The following is a 19,012-nucleotide window of genomic DNA, read 5'->3' on the forward strand; positions in this document are numbered from 1 at the left end:
TCGATGTGATTTATCGGTTTATCCCGCAGCCTAGCTGCAAATAGAAAAGAGTAGTGTGATAGATATGTCAAAACGCGATTATTACGAAGTTCTCGGCGTAAGCAAAGATGCAAGCGAGAGAGACATAAAAAAAGCGTATAAACGCTTAGCGATGAAATATCACCCAGATCGTACCGCCGGTGATAAAGATCTCGAAACTAAATTTAAAGAAGTAAAAGAAGCTTACGAGATTTTAACCGACGATCAAAAACGTCAAATGTATGACCAATACGGCCATGCTGCCTTTGAACAAGGCGGTGGCGGCGGTCACGGTGGCTTTGGCGGTGGTGGTCAAGGCGATTTTGGTGATATTTTTGGTGATGTGTTCGGTGACATTTTTGGTGGCGGTGGTGGCCGTCGTCAATCGCGTCAACAGCGTGGATCAGATTTACGTTACAACATGGACCTAAGCTTAGAAGAAGCGGTCCGTGGTAAAGAAGTAGAAATAAAAGTACCTACATGGGTTAGCTGTAAGCCATGTGATGGCAGTGGTGCAAAAGCGGGGTCTAAGCCTAAAACATGTACTACGTGTCATGGTGCTGGCCAAGTACAAATGCGCCAAGGTTTCTTTGCTGTTCAACAAACGTGTCCTACGTGTCAGGGACAAGGTCAGATTATTTCAGACCCATGTGATAAGTGTCACGGACAAGGGCGTGTTGAGAAAACGAAAACGTTGTCAGTTAAAATTCCAGCAGGCGTAGATACAGGCGATCGTATTCGTTTAACCGGTGAAGGCGAAGCGGGTATGCACGGAGCGCCAGCTGGCGACTTATACGTGCAAGTATCTGTACGCGAACACCCAATTTTTGTACGCGATGCGAATAACTTGTACTGCGAAGTGCCAATTAGCTTTACTACCGCAGGTTTAGGTGGCGAAATTGAAGTGCCTACGCTTGATGGCCGTGCAAAACTTAAAATACCGTCTGAAACACAAACGGGAAAAATGTTCCGTATGCGTGGCAAAGGTGTTAAATCTGTACGTAGTGGTGCTCAAGGTGACTTAATTTGTAAAGTCGTGATTGAAACGCCAGTTAACTTAAACGAGCGTCAACGCGAGTTACTTAAAGAGTTAGACGAGAGCATGGGCAAAGATAGCTCAAAAAACCGTCCTAAAGAGCAAGGCTTTTTTGACGGCGTTAAAAAGTTTTTTGACGATTTAACTAAGTAATTAGTTATCGTAAAAACTAAAAAAAACGGTGCTTGATGCACCGTTTTTTTTGGCTCAAATTCATGTGATTTAACCATTTTACTGGGCACGACTTAGCAATATTATAAAGTGCGTATACTCAATCGATTAATTCACTGAGCTATTTTGTTGCCTTAGGCAATTGACCCACATTGCTTTACCCTTTGTACCTATACCCTCGTCAATAAAAGGCTTTTTACGTATCTGCTATTAAGTTACTCTTCAAAATGATTAACCCTTGTTGTAGATTAATAATGCGCTTAAAATAATGTGGCTAAATTGTATGACCCCGGCAATAGAATTACTGAAAAAACAAAATGTGCCTCACGATGTACTCAGTTATCAACACGATGCTAATACAACGCGTTATGGCCAAGAAGCCGTTGAAAAATTAAACCTTAACAGTGAGCAGGTATTTAAAACCCTCGTGCTTGAAACCAATGAAGGGCAGTTAATTGTTGCCATTACACCGGTATCCCAGCAAGTAAATTTAAAGCAGTTGGCCAAACTGAGTCACGCTAAAAAGGTCGCAATGGCAAGCGCGCCAAAGGTACAAGCCGCTACAGGGTATATCTTGGGAGGGGTTAGCCCGCTTGGGCAAAAAAAGCGCCTAACCACTTTTATTCATTCAAGCGCTATGGCCTTTAAAACAGTGTATGTAAGTGCAGGTAAGCGAGGGCTTGAGGTAGCGCTTTCGCCAACCGATTTAAAGGCACAAACGCGTGCCACCTATGGCGATTTTTAAAAGCCTCCACAAAAACCAACACGCCCTAAACCGCAAATTTTAAAGGCGATAATTTGCTGCTTAGGGTATTTTTAACTACAGTCAAAATACCCTTGTACACTATGCATTATGGCAGTATGTATGAATTTTACTGATGTTAATTTTTTTGCCGTACTTGTGGCGGCGCTTTCCTCTTTTATGCTTGGCGGTATTTGGTATTCAAGCGCTTTTTTTAAAAATGCCTGGTTAGAGTGTACGGGCCTTACGGAGCTTGATTTACAAACAGCAAAACCTGCGTTAATTTTTGGCGGCAGTATGGTACTTGCACTTTTGTCGGCGGTGGTGCTTTCATTATTTTTAGGTAAAGAGGCCGGAATGGGAGAGGGCGCCTTTACAGGTTTTGCCATCGGTTTGTTTTGGGTAGGTAGCTCGCTGGGGCTCAGTTACATTTATGAGCAGCGGCCAATCAAGTTATTTATAATTAATGCAGGGTATTACACATTACAATTTACATTAATGGGTTTTATTATAGGTGTATGGCCCTAAGTACGCTAGATAAGGCGCCACCTTTAAGCTAAGCGCTACAATACAATAAAGATAATTATGAAAATATTAGTCGTTGATGATATGCCACTTATGCGCCACGTATTAATTAATATGTTAAGGCAGCTTGATTACAAAAATGTTGTGGAGGCAACTGACGGCCAACAAGCGTTAAAAATACTGCGTCAGCAAAAATTTGATTTAGTAATAACCGACCTACATATGCCTAAAGTAGACGGCGTAAACTTGCTCGATAACATACGCCACGACCAAGCCTTAGTCGATTTACCTGTTATTATGGTCACGTGCGAAGATAACGCTGATACAGTAAAACAAGTTATTAAAGCAAAAGTGTCGGGGTTTATTATTAAACCATTTAATATGAATGTGTTATCAGCGCAATTAAACCGCCTGTTTTTTAGAGATTAGCGAAACGCTTTTATGGCGTTTTATGCCGTACCTATTATTTAATCCCCTGCGTTTTTCTTCACCGCTTATTAGGCAGTTTGCCTAGCTTCTGTAACGTTTTTATTTATTAACTGCTAAAATGCCTGCTTTGTATCTACGTAGATATGTTAAGGAGTGTATGGCTAAGCCAAATAAAAAAGGGCCGACTAAAACAGTCGATATTTTTTGCTCTGCTTGCAAAGCGGCGCTGTTTAAATATAGAAAAGGCGGCAAAGGCGCTTTAGTAAAGTGTTTTATAGAACGAATAACCCAAGACTACACAACTACACCGTGTATTTGCCCCCAATGCGAGCGCCCATTTGCGCGCCCAGCAATCATACGCGGTACGCCAGCTTATAAAATAATTGGCGGTAAGGTTACCTTTAAATAACCCAATACGTTTAAAAATGTAATAACTACAAAAACTTAGATTTGCTGCTTAGTAAGGCGGACAATTGACCTTGTACCAATAAGCAAGCCTGATATACTCGCCCGGTTTTGCTGTTTCAATGATTGAAAAACACCCTCCCCAAGGATAGGGCCAGTTAGTTGGGTTTTTTAAGCAAAGGATAAACGTGTGATAGCACTGTTATTTGATATTGTAGGTATGGCGGGTACTTTCTTAGTTGTTGGTGCATTCTTTTTATTACAACTTAATAAAGCATCCCCAACGGGGTTATTGTACAACATAATGAATTTAACAGGGGCAATTTTGCTGTTAATAAGTTTGTGTTACAACTTTAACCTTGCAAGCTTTGTAATTGAGATTTTCTGGATTGCAGCTTCACTGATCGGCTTATACAAGTACGCTAAAAATAAGCCTCAATTAGCCACTAACTCGTAATTTTAGTACCGCTAATGATGTTTACTGTTGCGAGTCAGTACAGACTTGCAGCAGTTTATAAATAAATTAAGATTTATTGTATTTGTTAACACAAAGTTTCTGTTGTTAGCGCCCATAACCCGTTAAACTAGCGCCCTTAAATTTTATAGCTATTTTGTTGTGAGCTAGGGCATGTTCTCCTTTTCTAAAAAACTTCTTTTATCTTTTGTTGTACTGATAGTGCTATTGTCGGTCGTGTTTTGCTATGGCCGAACTCATTATTATAATCAGGCCGAGCAAAAAGCAGCCCAGCAAGCAACTCAGTTAAAGCATTATATTGATGCTGAGCTTGCGCGTTTTTCAAAAATTCCTCAGCTTCTCACCTATAACAATGAGGTTATTGATTTTTTAGGTGCGGCGCAAAATAACGAAAAAAAGATTAATAACTACTTAGCTGATATACAACAAGCCAGTGGTGCCTCAGATATTTATATTCTTGATGAACAAGGCGCTGTGATTGCAAGCAGTAACTGGCAGGCCGATCATAATTTTTTAGGCAGCGATCTGTCGTTTAGACCGTATTTTAAGCGCGCATTTGCAGGTGAAAAAGTAGCGTATTTTGCCCTAGGTATGCGTACAAAAGAGCGAGGCATCTATTTTTCACAAGCCATTTATAACAATAATCAAGCGGTAGGGGTCGTTGTTTTAAAAGTCAATGTGAACAAATTTGAAAGTGACCGTGAGCTTTTAAATACCGCCAAAGGCAGCCACTTTTATGTGCAGCTAGAAGATAGCGTGATTGCTATTTCAGATATGGAAAATTGGCGCCTGAATACGTTTTCTACACTCGATATTACTCATCGGCGAGACATCGCTCAGCGTCGAGCGTATTTAGATTATCAACCTAAGCTGATTGCCCATTCAAATTACACATCACAAAGGTTACTGTTTAGCACAATTGATGAGCATAACTATTTATCGGTAGAGCAAAAATTACGTTTTTTGAACGCATCGGTTACCGTATTAGTAAATGTATCTAATGCTAATATTGCCCAATTACCGGCGTTATTTGGCTTTGTGGTAATTTATGCGCTTATTATTGCCCTAGGGTATGTTGTTTTAAGGCGCTTTGTTGTCGTTAAAAAGCTGGTTTATTCCCATCACAGTGTCAGTCAGGAAATTAGTGCACGTACCAATGCTTTTAAAGCACAGCAAGATGCGCTTGTACAATCAACTAAGCTTGCAACAATTGGCCAGCTTAGCATGGGCTTTAACCACGAAATTAATCACCCGCTTAATACCATTAATACTTACTTAGCCAGTGCTAAGCGCTTGCTAGCTAAAGGAAAGTTTGAAGCCCTAAACGAAAATTTACAGTTTATTGAATCCTTAGTAGCAAGAGTGCATAAGATAGTTGCACAGCTAAATTATTTTTCTGATTCTGCAAAAACGATTATTAGCGAAGTGCCATTAAGTGAATCAGTAGCCAAGGCACTTGAGATTAATAAAAACCAGCTAAAGCAGGACAATATAAGTGTTTTAGCGCCTAAAATTGACAGCCAATTAAACGTGTTAGCAGATAAAGCGGCCCTTGAAGAAGTGTTAGTTAACTTAATATCGAATGCCAGCCAAGCAATGCAAGGGTGTATTACTCGCGAGCTGAGTATTAGTGCCAATTATCTAAATAATAGTGTGCAACTGTGTATTGAAGATACCGGTCCGGGTATAGAAGTGCACGATATAGACACTATTTTTGAGCCTTTCTACAGTACTAAATCGGTTGATGGGCTAGGGCTTGGGTTGTGTATTTCTAAGCAAATTATTAGCGCGCTTAATGGCACGCTAAGCGCACAGAACCGCGAGCAAGGCGGCGCTAAATTTATTATTACGCTTCCTTGTGAGCCGCTAACGAGCTAAATAAAAGTAATTTAAGGGCTAAATTATTGAGCGAGTAGTGATTAATTGTGGCTATTTGTTCCTACAAAAACGGTAATTTTTAGATAGTTAGTGTTATTGCTCGAAAATCAGAACGGCGTTATAGTCGTAGCAAAATGATACACGAGTAGCACCTTTGGATACTGATAGCACACACACATCGTCACTCAGCGATACGTTTAATGAGCTGCAAAATAGCTTTTTAGCCCAGTCGTACCTCCCGATAGATAAGCGTATCGTATTATTAAAAACGTTGCACAAACGCATTGTTAGTAATGAACAAGCGCTTATCGATGCAGCATCAAAAGACTTTGGCTACAGAACCGCGTTCGATACGTTACTTGGCGATATTCTGCCAACGGTTCAGGGCTTAGCGCACATTATCAAAAAATTGCCAAAATGGGCAAAACCCAGTAAGCGCTCAACTAGCTTAAGTTTGTGGCCATCAAAAGTGAGTGTGACTTACCAGCCACTTGGTGTAGTTGGCGTGATTGCACCATGGAATTACCCCATACAGTTGGCATTAGTGCCTGTTATTACCGCCATTGCTGCGGGTAATAGAGTTATGCTTAAGCTCAGCGAATTTACCCCGCATACTAATGCAGTCATCGAAAAAATATTTGCAGACGAGCTACAAGCGCATTGTAAAGTGCTGTTAGGGGCAAGCGATGTAGCGAGTGAGTTTTCTGCACTGCCATTTGCACATCTACTGTTTACTGGCTCAACGTCAGTGGGCAAGCTGGTTATGAAAGCGGCCAGTGAAAATTTAACTCCTGTTACCTTGGAGCTTGGTGGTAAGTCACCGGTGATCATTACTGAGCAAGCTAATATTAAAAAAGCAGCGCAAACATTATTGTTTGGTAAAATGGCTAATGCGGGGCAAATTTGTGTAGCCCCAGATTATGTATTTGTGCCTAAGGCCCTTGAGCATCAGCTGGTGCAGCAATTGTGTGAGCTTTATAAAAAGCACTTTAATGACGGGGTTGAAGGCAAAAACTTAACGTCAATTATTAGCGATGCGCATTACACTCGCTTAGAAGGGTATTTAACACAAGCACAGCAGTTAGGTGCGCAAGTTATTAAGCCGCTAGATCAAAACCAGCAAGACAAGCAAAAGCATAGAATGGGTTTGCATATTGTTACCGCGCCTAGCGATGATATGACGCTAATGCAAGATGAGTTATTTGGCCCCATTTTGCCTATTAAAACCTACGAAAAGCTCGATGAGGCAATAAGCTACATAAAAGCGCATAATCACCCTTTAGCGCTATATATTTTAGGCCAAGATAAGCACGCTCAAGATTACATCATGGAGCAAACATTAAGTGGTACAGTTGCTGTAAACGATGCCTTAGTGCAGGTGACAGCAGACGATGTGCCATTCGGTGGCGTTGGGCATTCAGGAATGGGGCATTATCATGGTAAAGAAGGGTTTTTAACCTTTAGTCATGCAAAAAACACCTTGGTGTCTAGCACGTTTAACCCGCGTACCGCGCTTTTACTCAAACAGAGCAAACTTATTATTAAGTTGCTTAAATTTTTATATATTAAGTAAATTGATATAAAAAAGGGCAAATGCGAGATGCATTTGCCCTTGTGTAACGCTCAGGTTTAGCTAGGCGAAATTTAAAATAAGCGACCTTCACCGGCGTACGTGCCTGCGAGTATTTTTTCGTAGATTTTGTCGGCTTTTTCTTTTGCTTCTTCTATTTCTTTAGGTAGCATTTTACGCTCATCTAGCTTACGGCTATGGCTTGCTTGCATGTTGCCGTTGTATTCTGCAATGGTATTCCACACATACGACTTCTCTAAGTCTTTTGGCATGCCTAGGCCTTCAAAATACATGAGCGCCAGATTAAATTGCGCCAGTGAGTAGTTATTAGCAGCGGCTTTTTCGTACCATGTTCTGGCTTGTTTATAATCGCGCGTTACGCCCTCGCCATTTGCATACATAACACCTAAATTAAATTGTGCGGCGGGGAGGTTTTTTTTCGCTGCTTTTTCAAATAACGTAACCGCCATTTGCTTATCAAGCTTTACGCCTTTGCCTTCATCGTATAAAACCGCTAGCGCAAACATTGAGTCAGCGTGATTTTTTTTAACGCCTTCTTTATAAAGCTCTGCCGCCTTAAAGTAATCGCGTGTAACACCATAGCCGCCCTCGTAAAGTTTACCTAGTTCGTAAATACCAGGGGCAAAGCCTTTATCAGCTAAATATTCAAATTCTTTTAGTGCCGTCGCAAACTCGCCTTCGTTGGCAGCTCTTATACCGTCTTCAAGAGTTGCATGTGCAAATGGGCTTGAAAGCAAAACGCCAGTGAGTATTAACGCTTTTAAATTAAACTGTGACATAGCCATGTCTCCAATAGGTAATAGTTGCAATGTGTATGTATAAAAACCTGTTTTATTGCAACACTTTGTACTTACTATTTAATAGCCACGTATAAAATGGTGCAAGTGCTTGGGGTTAAGTGAAATACTAACGCTTTGGTGATTATATGCTCGTTTAACACTTAGCCAAGCTGTTGTGGTAATTATAGCTTAAATAAGCAATTATATTGCTAATAATGCGCTGTTTATAAGCGTAAGATACAGATATTACAGAAAATTTAAAGCAGTAAAAAAGCGCAAGCCAAGGCCTGCGCTTTTAATGTCATATTAACCGTCACTAATATGAGCAATGTAGCAAGTAGAGATGAACTTTTATGCTATTACTTGGGTCGAGTAAATAATAGCCATTAAGCAGTCACGCGCTTAAAACAAAATGTCAGCATCCATGCTGTATTTCTTCCTTGGGCACTGAGGTCGTTACACTTTGTTTATGCGATTAATTATTATTTAGATTTGATGATGTGTCAACAGTAAATAATAATTATTATCAATTAAAATAAATTAACATCTTTGCGTATTTATGTGAGAGTTTGAGAGAAAGCGTTAGTTGAGGATTTCATGTTTAAAATAAAAAATATAAAAGTTTCGCGCGTAGCCATTGCGCTCAGTCTGCTATTTTTGTGTAGTTGTTCGACTTCGTTTACTTATAATAACTTAACGTGGCTTTCGTCGTTTTGGGTAGATGACTACATTGACCTAAATAAGCAGCAAAACAAGCAACTTAAAAATATTATTAACACAACCCAGCAGTGGCACCGCACCACGCAATTACCCGCCTACAAGCAAGATATCCTAAATTTAAAAGGGTTATTTAATCAGCAGTTAGACTATCAGCAACTAAAGTCGCAAGTGGTATTGGCCAGAGCTCATTTTCAAAACATTCTTGAACACGCGCATATACCGCTCGCGCAGTTAGGGCTTACGCTTTCTTATGCGCAGCGCGAAGAGCTTATTGCTAATATCCAAACGCAAATTAACGAAGAATACGAAGAGTTTAATGAATTAACAGCGCAGGAGCGTAAAAGCGAGCGCCTAGAAAGACAGCTCGATTACTACAAACAATGGCTAGGAAAGTTAACCCCTGTGCAAACGCAGCTTATTACTCAAGCTAATAATACTCATTATGACTCTTCATTGCTTTGGCATCAGTACAAGCAAACGCGTTTAAATGCAGCGCAGCAAGTACTTTTAAATAAAGCGCTCAGTGAGGCCGACTTTGTAAAACAATTAAGCTATGTAATTACTCAGCGAGAAGCGTATATGAGCGAAGAGCTATTAGCCAGTAATGATGCAAACTTAGCGCTCTATGTAAACCTACTTATTGAGCTAAATACCAACTTGAGTGAGCAGCAACGCGAGAGTGTAAATGATGAGTTTGATGAGCTGATTAATACGCTCACCGATTTAATTGAAGATTAATGCTTATTTAAGCCAAGGCTCACATTAGCCAAAAAGCTAACGTATTGTTTGCTGATTAAGCATATGTAACTTTTTATAAATTTTACGCTTATTAAGGAAGTTAGCGCGAGGCGTACTGCGGTGGATGAATTTACAACAGGGCGTTTGGTTTTTAGTCAGGGCAAAGCCTTTGAAGGCGATTTAATTGCACCTAGAGTGAAAAATTTCAATCCACACAGGTCACCTCGCCCTCGATAAATGCTAAGATAATATTTCATATTTAATAACGTCCTATCTGATCGATTTTAAAATATATCACGTACGCTTCTTGCTTATTTGTTGCTTGATTATCCTCGTTATATCTAACAAATGAAGCAAAGCGACACCTTGGTGATAATTAAAACGCGCGCATATTAAGGTTTGTAAGGGCTGCAGTTTATGGTTACTGATTTAAAAGGAATGCTCAATACGTGGTATCCGCTTCGTGATGAACAACAATGGGTGCTAGCAACCTTGTACCAAATTGAAGGGTCTAGCTATCGAAAATTGGGCGCGATGATGCTTATTTCAAGCCTTGGCCAGCGCTTAGGTATGCTTTCGGGTGGCTGTTTAGAGGCTGATATTCAGCGCCACGCCAAACAGGTTATGACCTCATTACACTCTAAAACTATTACCTACGATGCAACCGATGAAGACGACTTAACATTTCAGCTAGGAATTGGCTGTGGTGGTGTAGTGCATATTATTTTGCAAAGCGTTAATAGTGAAAACGAATACTTACAATTAGATAGCATGTTTAATGCGCTCAAAAATAAGCAACCGGGGCACTACACACAGCAAATTAAACCTTTGGTGGCAAAGGGGTCAGGCGTTTTTAAAACCGTGGCGCAGCAGCACAACTTATCTTTAAACCGCAAAGCAGCGCTTTTAGAGCAAGATAAAGTTCAACGTTTAGAAGTGGCTATTTACCCCAGCGCACATTTATTAATTGTTGGCGGTGGCGCTGATGCGATACCAGTATACGCGTTTGCTAAACAACTCGGGTGGATGGTAAGTGTATGGGATAGCCGAGCTGCAAATGCTAAAAGAGACTACTTTAAGCAGGCCGATAATATTTTGCGTTGCCCAGCTACGCAGCTTAAACAATTTTGCGAACAGCACAAAGTGGATGCCGCTGTTTTAATGGCCCACAGTGTAGAGCTTGACTCACAGGCGTTAGCCGCACTTGAGCAAAGCCAACTAAAGTACATGGGGCTACTGGGGCCTGCACATCGCCGAGCGCAAGTGTTTGAACATGCAAATACAACGGTAAATAAGGTAGTAGCGCCTGTATTTGGTCCTGTTGGGCTTAATTTGGGAGGCGACTCGCCAGAGAGCATAGCTTTATCGCTCATTAGCGAAATTCATGCAGTATTTGCTAATAAAGATGCTACATCGTTAAGTAATTGGGGCAACTAAGGTGCGCATAGCAAAGGTTATTTTAGCCGCTGGGCAATCGTCGCGCTTTAACGGCTGTAAGCTTATAGCCGATGTAGGTAATAAACCAATGATTTGCCGCGCCGTAGATACCTTACAAGGTGATAACACATTACCCATATACGTTATTAGCGGTGCTTGGCATGCGCAAATTGAACACGCGTTACATAGCTACAAAAATGTAGAAATACTGCATAACCCACACTGGCAAATAGGCTTAGGAAAATCCATAGCGCTGGCAACACACACTATAAGTAAGGCGCACTCATTAGAGGGGATTTTATTTATGCTGGCGGATCAGGTTGAGCTTAGTGCTACACACATAAATACTTTAATTACTCATTTTAACAGCAACCCCTCGCGCTGGTGCGCTGATTATGGCGAGCGCATTGGCGTACCTGCTGTATTTCCTGCCTGTGATTTTAAAACTCTAGCAGCGCTAAATTGCGATAAAGGCGCTCAACATTTGCTGCGCGATACACAGGTTGACGTTAATACTATTTTACTTAAGCAGGCAAGCACAGATATCGACACTCAACAGCAATTAAAGCAGTTTATTAATAATAACAACAACCTAACTGTAAGCGAATAAACTAAAAAATATAGCCTAAACTTTAGGTTAAACGTTCAAAACGAGATTAAATTTTTAACAGTTATGCCAGTGCGCATTTTAAATGTGCGCTGCAATGCAAAGCGTAATAGTTTCAACGTACGGTGGTATAAAAAGTAACGTGTATGGGTCATGCGTTACTTTAATTTTATTTAGGCTTAATCAAGGGGCAAGCTATGGTGACGTTTACAGTTAATGGCAAAGAGGTTAAATCGCAAGCAAGTGCAGATACACCTTTGCTGTGGGTTATTCGCGATGAAATAGGGTTAAAAGGAACTAAGTTTGGTTGTGGTATTGCTATGTGCGGTGCATGTACAGTGCATCTAGATGGGCAAGCAACGCGCTCGTGTGTATTACCCGTGGGCGCAGTGGCAGGAAAAAACATTACGACCATTGAAGGGCTTAACAACGCGCACCCGCTGCAAAAAGCGTGGGTCGATGAGCAAGTACCTCAGTGTGGTTACTGTCAATCTGGGCAAATTATGCAAGCAGCTACGTTATTAGCTGACAATCCAAATCCAACAGATCAAGAAATAGTAAATCATATGAATGGCAACTACTGCCGCTGTATGGCGTACAAGCGTATTAAATCAGCTATACAACGTGCAGCTGATGAATCGCAAAGTGCAGTACAAATGTTTAACCCCAAAGAGCTAGACGTGTAACTGGAGCCGACAATGAAAAAACTATTTCAAAAAAATACCGAAACCGTAGACTTAAACCGTCGCTCTTTTATGATTAGTACAGCAACTGCTGGCCTGGTTATGGCATTTGCCCCGGCAATATTTTCCGGGGAACTTAGCGCCAAAGAGTCGATTGCACAACAATCGTTTTCACCGACAATTTGGTGGACTATGAACCAGCAAGGTGAAGTAGTCGTTAGTATTGCCAAAGCTGAAATGGGCCAACACGTAGGCACCGCCTTAGCGCGTATTGTGGCAGATGAGCTTGAGTGCGACTGGGATAAAGTGTCAATCACGTATGTAGATACGCACGAAAAGTGGGGCTACATGGTTACAGGTGGCTCATGGTCGGTGTTTCAAAGCTTTAAGCCGCTTTCACAAGCTGGCGCTGCGGGGCGTATAGCCCTTATAGATGCAGGGGCTAATATGCTTGGGGTTAAACCTGAGCAGTGCCACGCCAGCAAAGGGCACATAATTGCAGGCGATAAATCGCTCAGTTATGCCGATATTGTTAAAAATCGTGAGTTTAACCGTACCTTTAGCAGTGAAGAAGTTGCAAAACTGCCGTTAAAGCCTGCCAACAAGCGCCACTTAACGGGTTTAAAACAAGACTTTAAAGCGCTTGATATTCCGGCAAAAACAAATGGTACTGCCGTATACGGTATAGATGTAGAGCTTGAAGGCATGGTGTATGCGCGCCCTGTGATCCCACCAACACGCTATGGTAGTGAAGTGACACAGGTGGACGATAGCGCTGCAAAAGCAATAAAAGGATATAAAGGGTTTGAGATTTTAAACGACCCGAGTAATACCGTACAAGGCTGGGTGGTGGTTTTAGCTGACAATTACCCCAGTGCTATTAAAGCGGTAGATGCGCTAAAAGTTACCTATAAAAAAGGGCAAACAGCTAATGTTACAGAGGCCGATATTCAATCCCTGGGCGAAAAATTATGTAACGATAGCAACGCTGGTACCTTATTTGTTAATGAAGGTGATACCGCTAAAATGCAGGCTGATGCAACGCAGTCTCTTGAGTCACTATACACCACAGCAACAGCAAGCCATTATCAATTAGAGCCGCTTAACGCGTTGGCAGAGTTTAAACAAGACAAGTGGATTATCCACACCGGTAATCAGTGGCAGTCTTTAACACTACCTGCATTGGCCAAGGCGTTAGAGGTTGAACAAAATAACGTTATTATTCGTCCTTATTATTTAGGCGGTGGATTTGGGCGTCGCTTGTTTGGTGATTGGACTGTGCCTGCAGCATTAACAGCGAAAGCGATTGGTAAACCCGTAAAACTGGTATTTACGCGCGCAGACGATAGCTTATTTGATCAATCACGCTCAGCCTCTACAGCTAAATTAACAGCTTCGTTTAATGAAAAAGGCGAGCTTAGTGCAATGGAGCATGCTTTTGCAGCAGGTTGGCCAACAAAAGCAATGGCACCTGGCTTTTTATCACCAGGGGTTGATGGCAAAGGTAAGTTTGATGCATTTTCAGCCTCTGGAGCCGATCACTGGTACAGCATGGATAACCACCGTGCCCGCGCAATTAATAACGAATTAGCGCAAAGCACATTTACCCCTGGTTGGCTTCGCTCGGTAGGCCCTGGCTGGATAGCATGGAGCTTAGAGTCTTTTATCGACGAAATAGCGCACAAACAAGGGATTGATCCGGTTGAGTTTCGTTTATCAATGCTCGATGGCAAAGGTAAACAAGCAGGTAAAGCCCCTGAAAGCGTAGGCGGAGCGCTGCGCTTAAATGCGGTACTTAAAAAAGTGTCAGCGAAGGTCGCAAATGTTAAGCTGGGTGAAAATGAAGGCATTGGTTTTTCAGTAAGTTCAGGCCAAGAGCGTAATATGCCAGCGTGGATTGCCACAGCAGCCCATGTGCACGTAAATAAAAGCGATGGCAAAATTACGCTTAAAAAGCTTTACGCCGTGGTAGATGCTGGTTTAATTGTTCACCCTGATGGTGCACTAGCCCAGCTTGAAGGTTCGTTATTGTGGGGCACAAGCCTTGCGTTACATGAATCAAATAATTACCAAAACGGACAAGTAGCAGCCACTAACTTTAACACTTACTTACCACTTAGAATGCAAGATGTGCCCGATATGGACATAGAGTTTGTACAAAGTGATGAGTTTCCAATGGGCTTAGGTGAGCCTGGAGTAATTGGGGTTGCGCCAGCTATTGGAAATGCGGTATTTAATGCAGTCGGTGTACGGTTACGTAATTTACCCATGAAACCCAATGAGCTTAAAGCAGGTCTTTCGGCCTAGTTAAGTGCTAACAAAGTGCGTAAGGCACAGGCTTTGCGCGCTTTGAACTTAGCGATGAATTATTAAAATGTTAAAGGCTTTTTTATGCTAGTCGACCCAGCAGGGCGAAAATTTAGTTATCTACGTTTATCTATTACTGATGTATGTAATTTTAAGTGTGTGTATTGCTTACCGGATGGTTATCAATGCGATCACGACCGAGACTTCCTTTCTCTTAACGAAATTAGCAATACAGTAAACGCCTTTGCTCATCATGGCATATCAAAGTTACGCATTACTGGCGGTGAGCCAACCCTCAGAAAAGATTTTATAGATGTAATTCGTGCGGCAAAAGACACTCAAGGTATTACCAAAATAGCCGCCACTACAAATGGTTACTCAATGCATAAACATGTTAAAGATTGGGCACACGCAGGGCTCAATGCAATAAATGTTAGCATCGACAGCCTAGACCCACGTATGTTTAATACCATTACCGGCAACGATAAGTTTGCCACGGTTATGCAAGGCATAGACACGGCCCTAGAGAGCGGCTTAGATTCAGTAAAAATAAACAGCGTACTAATGAAACAGTACAATGGCCGTGCCCTTGAACCTTTTTTAGCGTATTTAAAGCACAGACCCGTAACGATGCGCTTTATTGAGTTAATGCAAACAAACGACAATAAAGCATTTTTTGATGCTAACCATATATCGGGGCAATCCATAAAAGAGCAGTTGCTTCGCGCTGGTTGGCAACCCATTATACGCGATGTAACAGCGGGGCCTGCGCAAGAGTTTTACCACCCTGATTATTTAGGCAAAATAGGGTTAATAATGCCTTACAGTAATGACTTTTGTGCTACCTGCAACAGGTTAAGAATTTCATCACTGGGGAAACTGCATTTATGTTTGTTTTCTGAGCAGGGTATATCTCTTAGAGAATACATGAGTGATAACACTAATCAGGCATTAATTGATCAGTTAGCGCGTTACATAAAAACAAAAAAACCAACGCACTTATTGCACCAAGGTAACACCGGGGTCACTACAAACTTATCTATGTTAGGCGGGTAAAGGCGTAAGTGTAGTGTAATTCGCTACTGATTTTGCTGTTTTCGCTGCATAGTTTAATAAAATGACTGTTTTTACCTATTTAGCTACTTGTTATATTTAATTTTAGGGTTACACTGAATTTTTTATTATTTTAAGTTTTTTGAATGGATATAGCAGCACTTAGTAGTACTAAATCATTAAGAAGAAACGTTCTGAAATGGATGTGCTTGTGTTTTGGTTTTGTCTCATTGTTTTTTGCTGCGTTTAATATTTTTTTAAATAACTTTGCGTTATTAGGCTATTTAGAAATAGCGCTCACTGTATTTTGTGCCTACACCTACCACCGCTTAAACACGCATGCGCTAGAAGTATGGCAATCTGTTGTTATGTGCATATTTGTCACCTTAGTTATTGTATTAGGTAATTATTTAGCAAAGCCAATAAATGGTTTGTATGTGTGGTCGTTTGCGTTACCTGTGTTGTATTACCTACTGTTAGGTAAGCGCTATGGCATTGTATTATCGGCTTTGTTGTTTGTACTCCAGGGAGCCATATTATTAACCAAAGCATCGCAACTTCCTCTAACAACGCTTAACTTCAGTTTAAATCTTGCCTTTGTTTATATCAGCATTTGGGCCATTTCTCATGTATTTGAAGGCAGCCGCGCTCTATCGTCTAAGCGGCTGAAAAATCTGGCCTTGTTAGACCCACTTACCGGGGCTGCGAACCGTTTATCAATGAACCATTACTTTGCAGTAGAGCTTAAAGATAAGTCGCAACTTTATTTGTTTTTACTCGACCTAGACTTTTTTAAACAGGTTAACGACACCCATGGCCACGCAGTAGGGGATAAAGTGCTGATTGAAGTCGCCACTTTATTACGGGTTGTATTGGCAAAAGGGTATGTATTTAGAGTAGGCGGGGAAGAGTTTGCTTTACTACATTCTTTTGCGTCACAAAGTGATGCATTGGCAATGGCTGAAACCATAAGAGAAAAACTCAACAATTCGGCATTTGAGATTGATGGACTAAAAATAAATGTAACTGCCAGTATCGGCGTTGTTAAGTATCGCCAAGGCGACACGCTTGAAAAGTTTGTAATTAAAGCAGATAAACAACTGTATAAAGCAAAAGAATATGGCCGCAATAAAGTGTACTTTCAAGCAAATGCCAACCTGATTGAAAAGCCTCAAATAGCCTAAGTACGAGGCTAGTACATTTGCTCAAAATTTGGGATGTTGTTTTCCCAAATTGGTTTGTCTTTACCTAGGTATTCTCTTACTGCATCAAAAAATAAACGTGTTCTTACTGGTAAGTCTCTGTGTGGGTACACCGCATACATATGGCTAAACTCTTTTAACTTAACATCCGTTAAAATGGGCACTAATTGACCTTGTGTAATTTCTTTATCGATAATAAATGCTGGCGCAACAAAGTAGGTAGTCCCTGAAATAGCTTTCATTAGCAGTACTTCTGCGTCGTTTGCTCTGTACACGCTTTTTATTTTTAGCTCGCACGGCTCACCTTTACTATCGTAGTAATCTATGGTTTCTACGCGCATAGCGTTACTTGCATAACTCGCCGCGGGTAACTCCGCCAGCTCTTCTATGGTTTGTGGCATACCATAGGTTTTTATAAATTCAGGGGCGGCTACAATAAGCAGCCTATTACGGGCAATTTTACGGGCAATTAACGAGGAGTCTTTAGGCTCACCAATTCTAAATGCTAAATCAAACCCTTCAGATACAATATCAACTAGCCTATCGTCTAAACGTAGCTCTACTTCTACTTGTGGAAAACGTTTTTGGAAGTCGTTTAGCACAGGTTGTAAATAACGCCGACCAATTAATGTTGACGAGGTAACCTTTAGCACACCGCGTGGCTCTAGGTGGTAGTTTTCGGCCATACGTACGGTTTCACCAAGTAACTCTCTTAGCTCTGACGCTTTTTTTATCATTTCTGCGCCCGCCGCCGTTAACGAAAACGAACGGGTGGTGCGGTTTAATAACCTAACGCCTAGCTCGTCCTCTAATCGACTGATTTGTTTAGATATAACAGAGCGGTCTATGTTTCTTATTTCTGCAGCTTTGGCAAAAGAGCCTTGTTCTACCACTTCAAGCAGCATTAAAAGCCGGCTTGTTGTATCCATTATGTTCACCCAATAAATGTTATTGATGCCATTTTGGCATTAATGAATTTATAAATCTATGGTTTTTGTCCGCAAGTATAGTCCGTAACATGCCAGGTAAATAAATAAAGGAGCGTCTTCATGAATAAACATTTAATTGCTGCTGCATTAGCTGCGGCAACTCTATCCTTAGCGGGCTGTGCCGATGAGAGCGCACCAAATGCGCAGCAACAACAATTACAACCTATCGATGTAGCACAAGTTTTAATTAAACCAGTACAAAGCTGGCACACTTACACCACGCGTTTAGAATCGCCGCAAGAAGTTGCGCTGATGCCGCGTGTATCTGGGGTGATTGATAGCATTGAATTTAAAGAAGGTGATGTTGTTAAGCAAGGCGATGTGTTGTTTCAACTTGATGAGCGCCCTTTTGCAGCGGTTGTAGCAAGCCTAGAAGCGCAAATACACAGCGCAGAAGCAGCACTTGAGCAAGCAAAAAGTGAAGACAAACGAGCAGTGCGCTTATTAGAGCGTAAAGCTATTTCAACAGAACAAGCACAGGCGCGTACCTCAACGCTTCGTCAGCGCGAAGCACAACTTGCAGCGCTGCAAGCACAGCTTACCTCTGCAAAGCTCGATTTAGAATTTACTTCAGTGGTTTCGCCAATTGATGGTGTTATCTCACGCGCAAATATTACCAAAGGTAATAACGTATTAGCGGGCCAAAGTGTATTAACGTCAATTGTTTCTAATAAAGCAATGTATGCCTACTTTGATGTTGATGAGCGTACTTGGAATAGCGCCTTTAACGATGTAACCGCGCAAAGCCGCCAAACAGTTGTTATGCAAAAAGTAGGGCAAAAAGAGTTTGCTTACCAAGGCTATATTAATTTTATTGATAACCAAATTAATTCAGCAACGGGTACTTTACGTGTACGTGCGGTATTTGAACAAGACAACAATCAACTACGTGCAGGTTCCTTTGCTCGCGTTAAATTGGCAGCAAACGAAGTGAGCGAAAAAGTAATTATTCCTGAGCGTGCTATTGGTACCGATTTAAAAAATCGCTTTGTATTAACCGTTGGCGAAAACAACGTGCTTGAATACAAATTAATAGAAGTAGGCGAGCGCTATGGTGCGTTACGTGCTGTTACTGCTGGCCTAAACGAAGGCGATATTATTGCAGTAAATGGCCCTGCACGTGTAGGCCCAGGTATGCCAATTTCGCCAAATACAGTAACAATTGATACAAGCGGCGTGGCTTTTACATTGTCAAACGACAACGCGCAGCTAATGGCTAAGCAATAA

The 19,012-nt window shown here is 41.4% G+C and carries 18 protein-coding genes; 16 read left to right on the forward strand and 2 right to left on the reverse strand.

Translation table 11 applies throughout. The features are described from left to right. Positions 1-64 precede the first annotated feature (64 nt). The 8 genes from dnaJ to PSI06_RS05490 all read left to right on the forward strand — a co-directional run bounded on the left by dnaJ (position 65) and on the right by PSI06_RS05490 (position 7,252). A complete protein-coding gene (gene dnaJ, locus PSI06_RS05455) occupies positions 65-1,207 on the forward strand; it encodes a molecular chaperone DnaJ (RefSeq protein WP_024031901.1) in 1,143 nt (380 codons plus the stop codon). Positions 1,208-1,508: 301 nt separating this feature from the next. Continuing rightward, entirely contained in the window at positions 1,509-1,970 is a 462-nt protein-coding gene (ybaK, locus tag PSI06_RS05460) for a Cys-tRNA(Pro) deacylase (RefSeq protein ID WP_248443890.1), read from the forward strand. Positions 1,971-2,090: 120 nt separating this feature from the next. After that, complete coding sequence (locus tag PSI06_RS05465; protein WP_273603083.1) at positions 2,091-2,495, forward strand: DUF1761 domain-containing protein; 405 nt, start codon at positions 2,091-2,093, stop codon at positions 2,493-2,495. A gap of 57 nt (positions 2,496-2,552) precedes the next feature. After that, positions 2,553-2,921, forward strand: a complete 369-nt coding sequence (locus PSI06_RS05470; RefSeq protein ID WP_024031358.1) for a response regulator — start codon at positions 2,553-2,555, stop codon at positions 2,919-2,921. Between the two features lie 157 nt (positions 2,922-3,078). After that, positions 3,079-3,330, forward strand: coding sequence for a hypothetical protein (locus PSI06_RS05475; protein ID WP_004588717.1), 252 nt, complete (start codon positions 3,079-3,081; stop codon positions 3,328-3,330). 186 nt (positions 3,331-3,516) lie between these two features. Beyond that, positions 3,517-3,783 carry a CBU_0592 family membrane protein gene (locus PSI06_RS05480; protein ID WP_004588716.1) on the forward strand — a complete coding sequence of 89 codons (267 nt, stop codon included), beginning with the start codon at positions 3,517-3,519 and terminating at the stop codon, positions 3,781-3,783. Between the two features lie 171 nt (positions 3,784-3,954). Further along, the gene (locus PSI06_RS05485) at positions 3,955-5,679 is read left to right on the forward strand and encodes an ATP-binding protein (RefSeq protein ID WP_273603082.1); all 1,725 of its coding nucleotides are present in this window, start codon (positions 3,955-3,957) and stop codon (positions 5,677-5,679) included. Between the two features lie 154 nt (positions 5,680-5,833). Then, positions 5,834-7,252, forward strand: coding sequence for a coniferyl aldehyde dehydrogenase (locus PSI06_RS05490; protein ID WP_273603081.1), 1,419 nt, complete (start codon positions 5,834-5,836; stop codon positions 7,250-7,252). Between the two features lie 71 nt (positions 7,253-7,323). Here the strand turns inward: PSI06_RS05490 and PSI06_RS05495 are convergent, their stop codons facing one another. After that, positions 7,324-8,049 carry a tetratricopeptide repeat protein gene (locus tag PSI06_RS05495; protein WP_024032214.1) on the reverse strand — a complete coding sequence of 242 codons (726 nt, stop codon included), beginning with the start codon at positions 8,047-8,049 and terminating at the stop codon, positions 7,324-7,326. Positions 8,050-8,646: 597 nt separating this feature from the next. Between PSI06_RS05495 and PSI06_RS05500 the strand changes: the two genes are divergently transcribed. The 7 genes from PSI06_RS05500 (at position 8,647) to PSI06_RS05530 (ending at position 16,778) form a co-directional block, all read left to right on the forward strand. After that, positions 8,647-9,507, forward strand: coding sequence for a DUF6279 family lipoprotein (locus PSI06_RS05500; RefSeq protein ID WP_273603080.1), 861 nt, complete (start codon positions 8,647-8,649; stop codon positions 9,505-9,507). 417 nt (positions 9,508-9,924) lie between these two features. Further along, positions 9,925-10,944, forward strand: coding sequence for an XdhC family protein (locus tag PSI06_RS05505; protein ID WP_273603079.1), 1,020 nt, complete (start codon positions 9,925-9,927; stop codon positions 10,942-10,944). Between the two features lies 1 nt (position 10,945). After that, positions 10,946-11,554 (forward strand): nucleotidyltransferase family protein, encoded by a 609-nt coding sequence (locus tag PSI06_RS05510; protein ID WP_273603078.1) that lies wholly within the window; start codon positions 10,946-10,948, stop codon positions 11,552-11,554. Positions 11,555-11,748: 194 nt separating this feature from the next. Then, complete coding sequence (locus tag PSI06_RS05515) at positions 11,749-12,237, forward strand: (2Fe-2S)-binding protein (RefSeq protein WP_029771953.1); 489 nt, start codon at positions 11,749-11,751, stop codon at positions 12,235-12,237. A 12-nt stretch (positions 12,238-12,249) separates the two neighbouring features. Further along, on the forward strand, positions 12,250-14,541 hold the full coding sequence (locus PSI06_RS05520) for a xanthine dehydrogenase family protein molybdopterin-binding subunit (RefSeq protein ID WP_273603077.1): 2,292 nt from the start codon (positions 12,250-12,252) through the stop codon (positions 14,539-14,541). A gap of 84 nt (positions 14,542-14,625) precedes the next feature. Beyond that, positions 14,626-15,597 carry a GTP 3',8-cyclase MoaA gene (gene moaA, locus PSI06_RS05525; RefSeq protein ID WP_248461954.1) on the forward strand — a complete coding sequence of 324 codons (972 nt, stop codon included), beginning with the start codon at positions 14,626-14,628 and terminating at the stop codon, positions 15,595-15,597. A gap of 143 nt (positions 15,598-15,740) precedes the next feature. Further along, the gene (locus tag PSI06_RS05530) at positions 15,741-16,778 is read left to right on the forward strand and encodes a GGDEF domain-containing protein (protein ID WP_273603076.1); all 1,038 of its coding nucleotides are present in this window, start codon (positions 15,741-15,743) and stop codon (positions 16,776-16,778) included. Between the two features lie 8 nt (positions 16,779-16,786). On the opposite strand, the gene PSI06_RS05535 is transcribed toward PSI06_RS05530, so the two are convergent. Continuing rightward, positions 16,787-17,725 carry a LysR family transcriptional regulator gene (locus PSI06_RS05535; RefSeq protein ID WP_138684648.1) on the reverse strand — a complete coding sequence of 313 codons (939 nt, stop codon included), beginning with the start codon at positions 17,723-17,725 and terminating at the stop codon, positions 16,787-16,789. Between the two features lie 120 nt (positions 17,726-17,845). Between PSI06_RS05535 and PSI06_RS05540 the strand changes: the two genes are divergently transcribed. Beyond that, complete coding sequence (locus PSI06_RS05540; RefSeq protein WP_024032205.1) at positions 17,846-19,012, forward strand: efflux RND transporter periplasmic adaptor subunit; 1,167 nt, start codon at positions 17,846-17,848, stop codon at positions 19,010-19,012.

The organism is Pseudoalteromonas sp. GABNS16E (assembly GCF_028598715.1).
GTDB lineage: Bacteria > Pseudomonadota > Gammaproteobacteria > Enterobacterales > Alteromonadaceae > Pseudoalteromonas > Pseudoalteromonas atlantica.